The following is a 7,838-nucleotide window of genomic DNA, read 5'->3' as shown; positions in this document are numbered from 1 at the left end:
GCGTTTCAAACCGCTGTCAACCACCTCTTTCACCGCCTCCGACCTCCTCGACCGAAACACCGACAGGCTCAAACCACCACCTTGTCAGCCCGGCGCATTCTACACAGCTTTCGCTGCTTTGCAACCCCTCTTTTTAATCTAACTTCTTGTTTTACAAGAGGTTTCCCGAGAGGCCTGCGCCGGAAGAGGTGCGCATTATAGGCCCAGCAGAAACTGCGTCAAGCCTTTATTGGAAGTTATTTACCACCTCCTCCAATTGCCTACGCAGCCCCCTTAATACCTGCAGCAGATTAAACCGTTGCGACCATGGCTTTCACAGGGCGGAGTTCGCACTCTATATATAGGAGCCAGATATAGGAGCCCGGGCAATACTCGGCTGGCTCACGGGAGGAAGTGGCGCTACTTATTCGCGCTCTGCCTGGCCAGTAGGCGGCGCATCTCGCTGGATGCGCCAACTGGCGAAGCCACTAGATAAGGCCAGCAGAATAACCAGCCCCAGGTTAATCGACATCAGACGGCCTGCAGAAACGTGCCGGCCCGCACAATGCGGGCCGGCAATTACAGTCAGTCGTTGACCTGCTGCAGGTAGGCTGCCGGTGCGGCACCGAGGTTGTTGAGCATCTGCTCGCTGTACCAGTCGATAAAATTGACTACGCCAAACTCGTAGGTCTTCGAGTACGGCCCCGGCTGGTAAGCAGTGGAGTTGATACCGCGCTGGTTCTCTTCACCCAAACGACGATCCTGCTCGTTGGTCGCATCCCAGACTTGGCGCAGGCGTGCCACGTCATAGTCGACGCCCTCTACCGCATCCTTGTGCACCAGCCACTTGGTGACAACGATGGATTCCTGAGCGCTGATCGGCCACACGGTGAAGTTGATCAGGTGGTCGCCCATGCAGTGGTTCCACGAGTGCGGCAGGTGCAGGATGCGCATTGAGCCCAGGTCGGGGTTCTTGATGCGACCCATGAGCTTCTTGCTGCCTTGCTTGCCATCCATGGTCATGGACACGGTGCCCTTGAGCAGCGGCATGCGTACGATGCGGTTGCGCAGACCGAAACCGGCATGCAGGTAGGGGATCTTTTCGGCTTCCCAATCGGCCGCGCACTGGGCCACGTGATCCTTGAACGCCTGGGGAGCGCGCGGGTCGCTGGTGTCGTCCCACTCCAGCAGGCTATTGAGCAGTTCGGGGTGCGCACCATTGCAGTGGTAGCACTCGCGGTTGTTCTCCAACACCAGCTTCCAGTTGGCCTGCTCGCGCATGGTGCTTTGCACCGCGACCTTGGTGTTCTCCATGTCGTAGGGCTCCATGTAGTGAGCCAGGGTGGAGAGGAAATCGTCGATCGGCGGCGGGTTGTCCGCCAGACTGATGAAGATGTAGCCGCCGGCAGTCTTGCAGTTCACCGGCTTGAGGTTGTAGTCGCTGAGCTTGAAGTCGTCACCCATCTCGGTGCCGGCGAACAGCAGGCGGCCGTCCAGCTCGTAGGTCCACTGGTGGTAGGGGCAGACCAGCTTGGCGACCTTGCCCTTGTCACTGACGCACAGGCGCGAACCGCGGTGGCGGCAGACGTTGTGGAAGGCATGCACCGCGCCTTCAGCACCACGGATGATGATGATCGGGTTGTCGCCCAACTGCACGGTCAGGTAGTTGCCCTTGGCAGGAATCTCGCAGGTCATGCCGGCGTTCAACCATTCTTTATGGAAGATTTCCTGCATGTCGACCTGGAACAGACGCTCATCGTTGTAGAACGGCTGCGGCAACGAAAAGGCGCGCTCGCGGGTCTGCAGCATCTCGGCGGTGGCCTTGCGTGCGGGCTCTAGTGGATCGCCCAGGCTCAGTTTGGAAGTGACGTCCATCGGTAATTCCTCAATGGCGCTCGCCATGCGAGCGCCGCAAAAAGTGGCTGTTTCGGTTTACGCAAGGCGGCGTGACTGACCCTCCGCAAACCGCCTGCCGAATAGCGGTTCTTACGTGGGGCTAGAGAGAGTCGGACGCTCTTTATCCATTTGCTTCGGCTGGAGCTGAGTGTGGCGATGGAAGCCGAGCAAACCTTATCTACAGGCGACATGGCCACATCCGTTTCCGACGCGGCAAGCCAGGCGTCAGGCGGCAGGTCGCGATAAGTATGTCAATGTCGCTCATGGGTAAATGACCCCATCAAGCGTTGCGCACAATCCACCGCAATAGGCCAACATCTAGGCCGCTGCACGCGAGATACCGACCATGTCGAACGATTTCCTCAATCCCGTTACCACCCAGACCTGGAGCAACGGCCGCCATATGGTGCGTTGCGTCAAAGTGATCCAGGAAACCTGGGATGTGCGCACCTTCTGCTTCATGGCCGCACAACCGGTGTTGTTTTTCTTCAAACCGGGCCAGTTCGTCACCCTGGAACTGGAAATCGACGACCAGCCGGTCATGCGTTCGTACACCATTTCCAGCTCCCCGTCGGTGCCTTACAGCTTCTCCATCTCGGTCAAGCGGATGCCCGGCGGCAAGGTCTCCAACTGGCTGCACGACAACCTGCAGGAAGGTCAGGAGTTGGCGGTCCACGGCCCGGTCGGGCTGTTCAACGCCATCGACTTCCCGGCCGACAAGGTGCTGCTGCTCAGCGGCGGTGTGGGCATTACTCCAGTGATGTCCATGGCCCGCTGGTTCTATGACACCAACGCCAACGTCGACATGGTCTTCGTGCACAGCGCCCGCACGCCCAAGGACGTTATCTTCCACCGCGAACTGGAGCACATGGCGGCGCGAATCAACAACTTCAGCCTGCACATCATCTGCGAGAAGCACGGCCTCGGCGAGGCCTGGTCCGGCTACCGCGGCTACCTCAACCAGAAGATGCTGGAATTGATGACGCCAGACTTCATGGAGCGGGAAATCTTCTGCTGCGGGCCGACGCCCTACATGAATGCAGTCAAGCACCTGCTCGAGAGCAACGGCTTCGACATGCAGCATTATCATGAGGAGTCCTTCGGCGCGACACCACCGGAGATCCGCGCCGAGGTCAAGGAGCTGGCTGCGGAAGCCGCCGACGCCGAGCCAGTGCCGGTAGCCGACCAGCATCAGGTGGCGTTCGTCGCCACCGGCAAGAGCATTCGCATCGATCCGGGCGAGACCGTGCATGCCGCTGCGGCCAAGCTCGGCCTGCACATCCCCAAGGCCTGCGGCATGGGCATCTGCGGCACCTGCAAGGTGATGAAGACCGCGGGCGAGGTGAGCATGGAGCATAACGGCGGGATCACCGACGAGGACGTCGCCGAAGGCTATATCCTCTCTTGCTGCAGCGTGCCCCAGGGCGACGTGGTCATCGACTATTGATCGATCGGTCGCCGGCAATACGTTTATCCGCCGCCGATCTTACCCCCTGGCCACTCAGGGGGTAAGCACCTCCTCAGACCACAGCCCACCCGCATCTTTCAGGTACCTGACACGCTCCCGCGCGCGCTGCCAGCCAGACGGCCAGAACTCGATCCGCTCAGGCTGCAGGCGGAAGGCGCACCAGTTCGGACTGCGCGGCACCGGTTCGAAACCCAGGGCCTGTTCAAGCTGGCGCACCTGCCGCCGCGATTCGCCTTTTGCCAACGCCGGCGCCCCCTGCGGCAGCACCCAGGACGCCAGTTGGATCTCGCGCGCCCGCTTGCGCCAGTAGCTGTCCGAGGTTGCAACGGATTGGCGAACGACGTCGCCTTCGAGCGTCACCTGTTCCTGCAGTTCGCGCCAGAAGAAACACAGCGATGCGCGCGGATTGTCGATGAGCTGCTGGCCCTTGCCGCTCTCGGTGTTGACGAAGAACAGCAGCCCCGCCTCCTCGACCGCAACGATGTAGACCATGCGCACGGACGGATGGGCGTAGCGATCCGCCGTCGCCAACGCAGCAGCATGAGCCTCGTCAACGCCCTGTGCGGTGGCCTGCTCGATCAGCCGCTGCAGCTGCTCCAGGGCTTCTCGATAAATCGCTTCACTGCTCTTCATGCTCGGTAGTCATCCTTTGTGCCGATCCGTGAAACGCTTGTCGGGGTAGCCTAACCCAGTGCGGGTTCACTGCCCGGCGGCCTGCGCCACATAGTGGGCCACCGCATCGATCTGCTCGGCGCTGAGCGATGCGGCAAAGCTCGGCATCACCCCGACACCACCGCGTACCGCCGCCGCCACTCGCTCGACGCTCGGTTTGAGCTGATCCAGATCGGGGCCGATGACGCCGCTGGCGCCGGCTTCGCGCAGACTGTGGCAGAGACTGCAGGGAGGCTGCGCCTGCTCGGTGAACACCTGCCGGCCGAGCGCCAGGCGCGCATCACCGGCCTGCGCCTGCGTCATAGCGAGCAGACCGAGCAAGGCAAGTCCCAGCCTCCGCATCGGCTCAAGCCACCACGAGGCTGACAGCATGATCCTGCCAGCCGTTGTGACCGTAGCCGCGTTCATTATCTAGGCGCTCCTGGGGTTGCATGGCACCCTGGTCGTCGATCGCCCGGCTGGCCAAGGTGTAGCGCCCCGGCTTGAGTTCGGTGATCAGCACGAATGGCCGCCAGGCGAAGGGACCCAGATCCGGACCGACGAAGCGCGCCACCTGCCAGTTCTTGCCCGCATCCAGGGATACTTCGACCCCCTGCACGGCCCTGGCCCCACCGAACGCCACGCCCTGGATCCGCACCCTCCCGGCCTTGGCCTGCTGCAGCGGCTGGGTGATCCAGGACTTGACGCTCATCTCCCACATTGACGGCTGATCAGGCGCGCCACCCTGACCGACCGGGCGGATGCGGTAGCCGGAGGCCTGGATCTTGGCGTCAGTCTGCTCGGCAGTGAAGGCCACCTGCTTGACGTACTTGACGTTGTTCACCCCGTAATAGCCGGGCACCACCAGGCGCAACGGGCCACCGTGAGCCAGGGGCAATGGCTCGCCGTTCAGCTCCCAGGCGAGGAGCGCATGCTCCAGGGCCTTCAGCGGCACCGAGCGCTCGACCACCACGTCCTTCGGCTCGATGCCGGCGGGAAGCTCCTCGCCGCCGGTGCTGGTCATGTACTTCAGCCCATCGCCAATGCCGCCGAGGGCATCGACCACGGCGCTGACCGGCACCCCACTCCACAACACGCAACCGGCCGCCCCCACGCTCCACTGAGTGCCGCTGGCGCCGTGGGGGAAGAACGCGCGGCCGTTGCCCGAGCACTGCAGCACGCTGGCCACGGTCTCGATACCGAGGTTCTTGAGTTCGCCCAAGGTCATGCTGCGCGGGCTCTTCACACCCTGGAAGGCGACCGTCCAGGCGTCACGGTCGGCAACGATGGCGGCATCCGGTGTCGGCAGGTTGTTGCGCACGAACAGCTGCTCATTGGAGGTGACGATACTGGTGCCGATCGCCTCGCGCCTGGTTTCCAGGGTGTTGGCACTGTGCACGATCAACGCCTCTGGGTTCTTCCAGTTGACGTAGTCCGGCAGCGGCATCTCAGCCGCCAGGCTGAGCGGGCTGAAGCCGAACAGGCCGGCCGAAGCCACCGCTCCGGCGCTGCCCAGTAGCAGTTGCCGACGCTGCAGATTAAAGGTCTCGTTCATGGGGGACTCCCGGACTATGCGAGGCGCGCAACCCGCAGGCAGGAAAACCGGAATATCTGGGAAAGAGGCGCGCGCGGGTGCGGGTGCGGGTGCTGGATCTGGATGGAGAGGGGCAGGCGCCTGCAGGCGGCGCCCCTCACAAACCGGAGCATGGTGCTTTCCTCTCGGTGTCAGCCAAGGTTATTGCCATGGCTAGTTTCGGTCTAGGTTGCCGGTGCCCCCCTGTCAAGGTAAGTGGTCGATTGCTCCGCTCTGCATGGCGCGCCCGCCCCGGAATAAGGGCACAGGCTCAACCCCACTATCGCGCGGGACAGAGAGCAGCCGGCATCGGCGCGGGCACCCTGCTGGACAGGCCGGCGGATCGGATCAGGCCTCGCCCGCAGCCATGGCCATGCGGATATCCGCCGCCAGTTCGCGCACCCGCTCTTCTTCGGTATCCCAGGAGCACATGAAGCGCGCGCCGCCGGCGCCGATGAAGGTGTAGAAACGCCAGCCCTTGGCGCGCAGGCCTTCCAAGGCCGGTTCGGACATTTGCAGGAACACGCCGTTAGCCTCCACCGGAAACATCAGACTGATGCCCGGCACATCGCTGACCAGCTCGGCGAGCAGGCCGGCGCACCGGTTGGCATGACGGGCGTATTTCAGCCAGGCGTCGCTCTGCAGCAGGCCGACCCAGGGCGCGGACAGGTAGCGCATCTTCGAGGCGAGTTGACCGGCCTGCTTGCAGCGGTAATCGAAATCCTCGGCCAGCGCCTTGTTGAAAAACAGGATGGCCTCGCCCACCGCCATGCCGTTCTTGGTGCCGCCGAAGCAGAGCACGTCGACACCGGCCTTCCAGGTCAGCTCGGCCGGACTACAGCCGAGAAAGGCGCAGGCGTTGGAGAAGCGCGCGCCGTCCATGTGCAGGTTGAGGCCCAGCTCGCGGCAGGTGGCACTGATCGCGCGGACCTCTTCGGGGCGATAGACCGTGCCGACCTCGGTGGCCTGGGTCAGGGTCACCACCCGCGGTTTCGGGTAGTGGATATCCTGGCGCTTGAGGGCGATTTCGCGGATCGCCGCCGGGGTCAGCTTGCCGTCCTCGGTCTGTGCCAGCAGCAGTTTGGAGCCGTTGGAGAAGAACTCCGGGGCGCCGCATTCGTCGGTCTCGACATGGGCGGTGTCCGAGCAGATCACGCTGTGGTAGCTCTGGCACAGCGCAGCCAGGGCCAGGGAGTTGGCCGCGGTGCCGTTGAAGGCGAAGAACACTTCGCAGTCGGTTTCGAACAGTTCGCGGAAATGATCGGCGGCGCGCGCCGTCCACTGATCGTCGCCGTAAGCGCGGTCATGACCGTGATTGGCCTCGGCCATGGCGGCCCAGGCTTCCGGACAGATGCCGGAATAATTGTCGCTGGCGAACTGTTGCGATGAATCGGACATTGCTCGTTCCTTCTTGTTGGATCATCGGCGCATGGCGCTACTTTACTCCCGCAGCCAGCCGCGGGTAGCACACTGTGGCGACATCTTGTTCATTTCAGGCGCTGTCCGACCCACCGAACGACTGGCAGGCGCCTGTAAACAAATAAGAAGGAACTCACGACAGCGGACGGCCTCACAACCAAGGTCCCGGCAGCGCCGGCCGACGTCATTGACCCGCACAGGAATTCATCATGAACTACCGTCATCTGATTGCGCTTGTCCTTCCCCTGGCCCTCGCCCTGCCCGCCACTGCCGCGGAATGGCCGGCAGGCGCCAAAATCGAGTTCGTCAACGAGTGCGTGGCCGGCGCCCAAGCCAGCCACAGCGAGGAACAACTGCGGGCCTTCTGCGAATGCGCGGCCGACAAGGTCAGCCAAGAGTTCAGCGCAGCAGAGCTGGAAGCGATGCGTAGCCAGACGCAACCCGACCCGGCACTGCAGCAGCGCCTGGTTACCGCCTCCAACAGCTGCAACGCCAAGCTGCAGGGCTGAGCGCTTGGGGAAAAAACGCTCGCCTACTGCGACCGCCTCCAATCGTCCGCAGTGCGACGGCGCTGGATATTTTCAGCGCCGCTGAGAGGCGCTGAAACCCCGCGGACCATGGCGACAGCGGTGCCCGCCATACCGTTGGCGGGATGCCGGGTGGGCAGCGGCGGCGATCTTGGGTTAACGTCGCTCACCACTCGATGATCCGTGAGCGCCGCCATGCCGCCCCCGTCCCCAGCCCTGACCAGCCGTCCGCGTGATACCGCGCTGGACCTGCTCAAGTGGCTGGCGCTGCTGAGCATGCTGATCGATCACCTGCGGCATGTCTGGCCGCCGCTGTATGCCCTCT

General features: G+C 63.2%; 7 protein-coding genes and 1 pseudogene. 3 read left to right on the top strand and 5 right to left on the bottom strand.

Annotated elements, in window-relative coordinates; translation table 11 throughout:
• Positions 1-564: 564 nt before the first annotated feature.
• A complete protein-coding gene (gene gbcA / locus ABZE94_RS18510) occupies positions 565-1,854 on the bottom strand; it encodes a glycine-betaine demethylase subunit GbcA (protein WP_372877249.1) in 1,290 nt (429 codons plus the stop codon).
• Between the two features lie 367 nt (positions 1,855-2,221).
• Here gbcA and gbcB point away from each other — a divergent pair, with 367 nt between their 5' ends.
• A complete protein-coding gene (gene gbcB / locus ABZE94_RS18505) occupies positions 2,222-3,322 on the top strand; it encodes a glycine-betaine demethylase subunit GbcB (RefSeq protein ID WP_372877247.1) in 1,101 nt (366 codons plus the stop codon).
• A gap of 54 nt (positions 3,323-3,376) precedes the next feature.
• Here gbcB and ABZE94_RS18500 read toward each other — a convergent pair whose 3' ends face one another.
• The 4 genes from ABZE94_RS18500 to ABZE94_RS18485 form a co-directional block, all read right to left on the bottom strand.
• Complete coding sequence (locus ABZE94_RS18500) at positions 3,377-3,976, bottom strand: pyridoxal 5'-phosphate synthase (protein ID WP_372877245.1); 600 nt, start codon at positions 3,974-3,976, stop codon at positions 3,377-3,379.
• Between the two features lie 66 nt (positions 3,977-4,042).
• On the bottom strand, positions 4,043-4,318 hold the full coding sequence (locus tag ABZE94_RS18495; protein WP_372877243.1) for a cytochrome c: 276 nt from the start codon (positions 4,316-4,318) through the stop codon (positions 4,043-4,045).
• Positions 4,319-4,361: 43 nt separating this feature from the next.
• Entirely contained in the window at positions 4,362-5,549 is a 1,188-nt protein-coding gene (locus ABZE94_RS18490; RefSeq protein WP_372877241.1) for a sulfite oxidase, read from the bottom strand.
• A gap of 366 nt (positions 5,550-5,915) precedes the next feature.
• Positions 5,916-6,965, bottom strand: a complete 1,050-nt coding sequence (locus ABZE94_RS18485; RefSeq protein WP_372877239.1) for a low specificity L-threonine aldolase — start codon at positions 6,963-6,965, stop codon at positions 5,916-5,918.
• A 230-nt stretch (positions 6,966-7,195) separates the two neighbouring features.
• Between ABZE94_RS18485 and ABZE94_RS18480 the strand changes: the two genes are divergently transcribed.
• Together ABZE94_RS18480 and ABZE94_RS18475 are read left to right on the top strand one after the other, a co-directional pair.
• Entirely contained in the window at positions 7,196-7,495 is a 300-nt protein-coding gene (locus tag ABZE94_RS18480; RefSeq protein ID WP_372877237.1) for a hypothetical protein, read from the top strand.
• Positions 7,496-7,708: 213 nt separating this feature from the next.
• Positions 7,709-7,838, top strand: a pseudogene (locus tag ABZE94_RS18475) (conjugal transfer protein TraX); the annotation flags it as partial.

Origin of the sequence: Pseudomonas sp., from assembly GCF_041601375.1 — a bacterium.
In the GTDB taxonomy this organism is placed as follows: Bacteria; Pseudomonadota; Gammaproteobacteria; order Pseudomonadales; family Pseudomonadaceae; genus Aquipseudomonas.
Note: the sequence above shows the minus strand (reverse complement) of the source record. Positions and strands in the feature narration are given on the sequence as shown.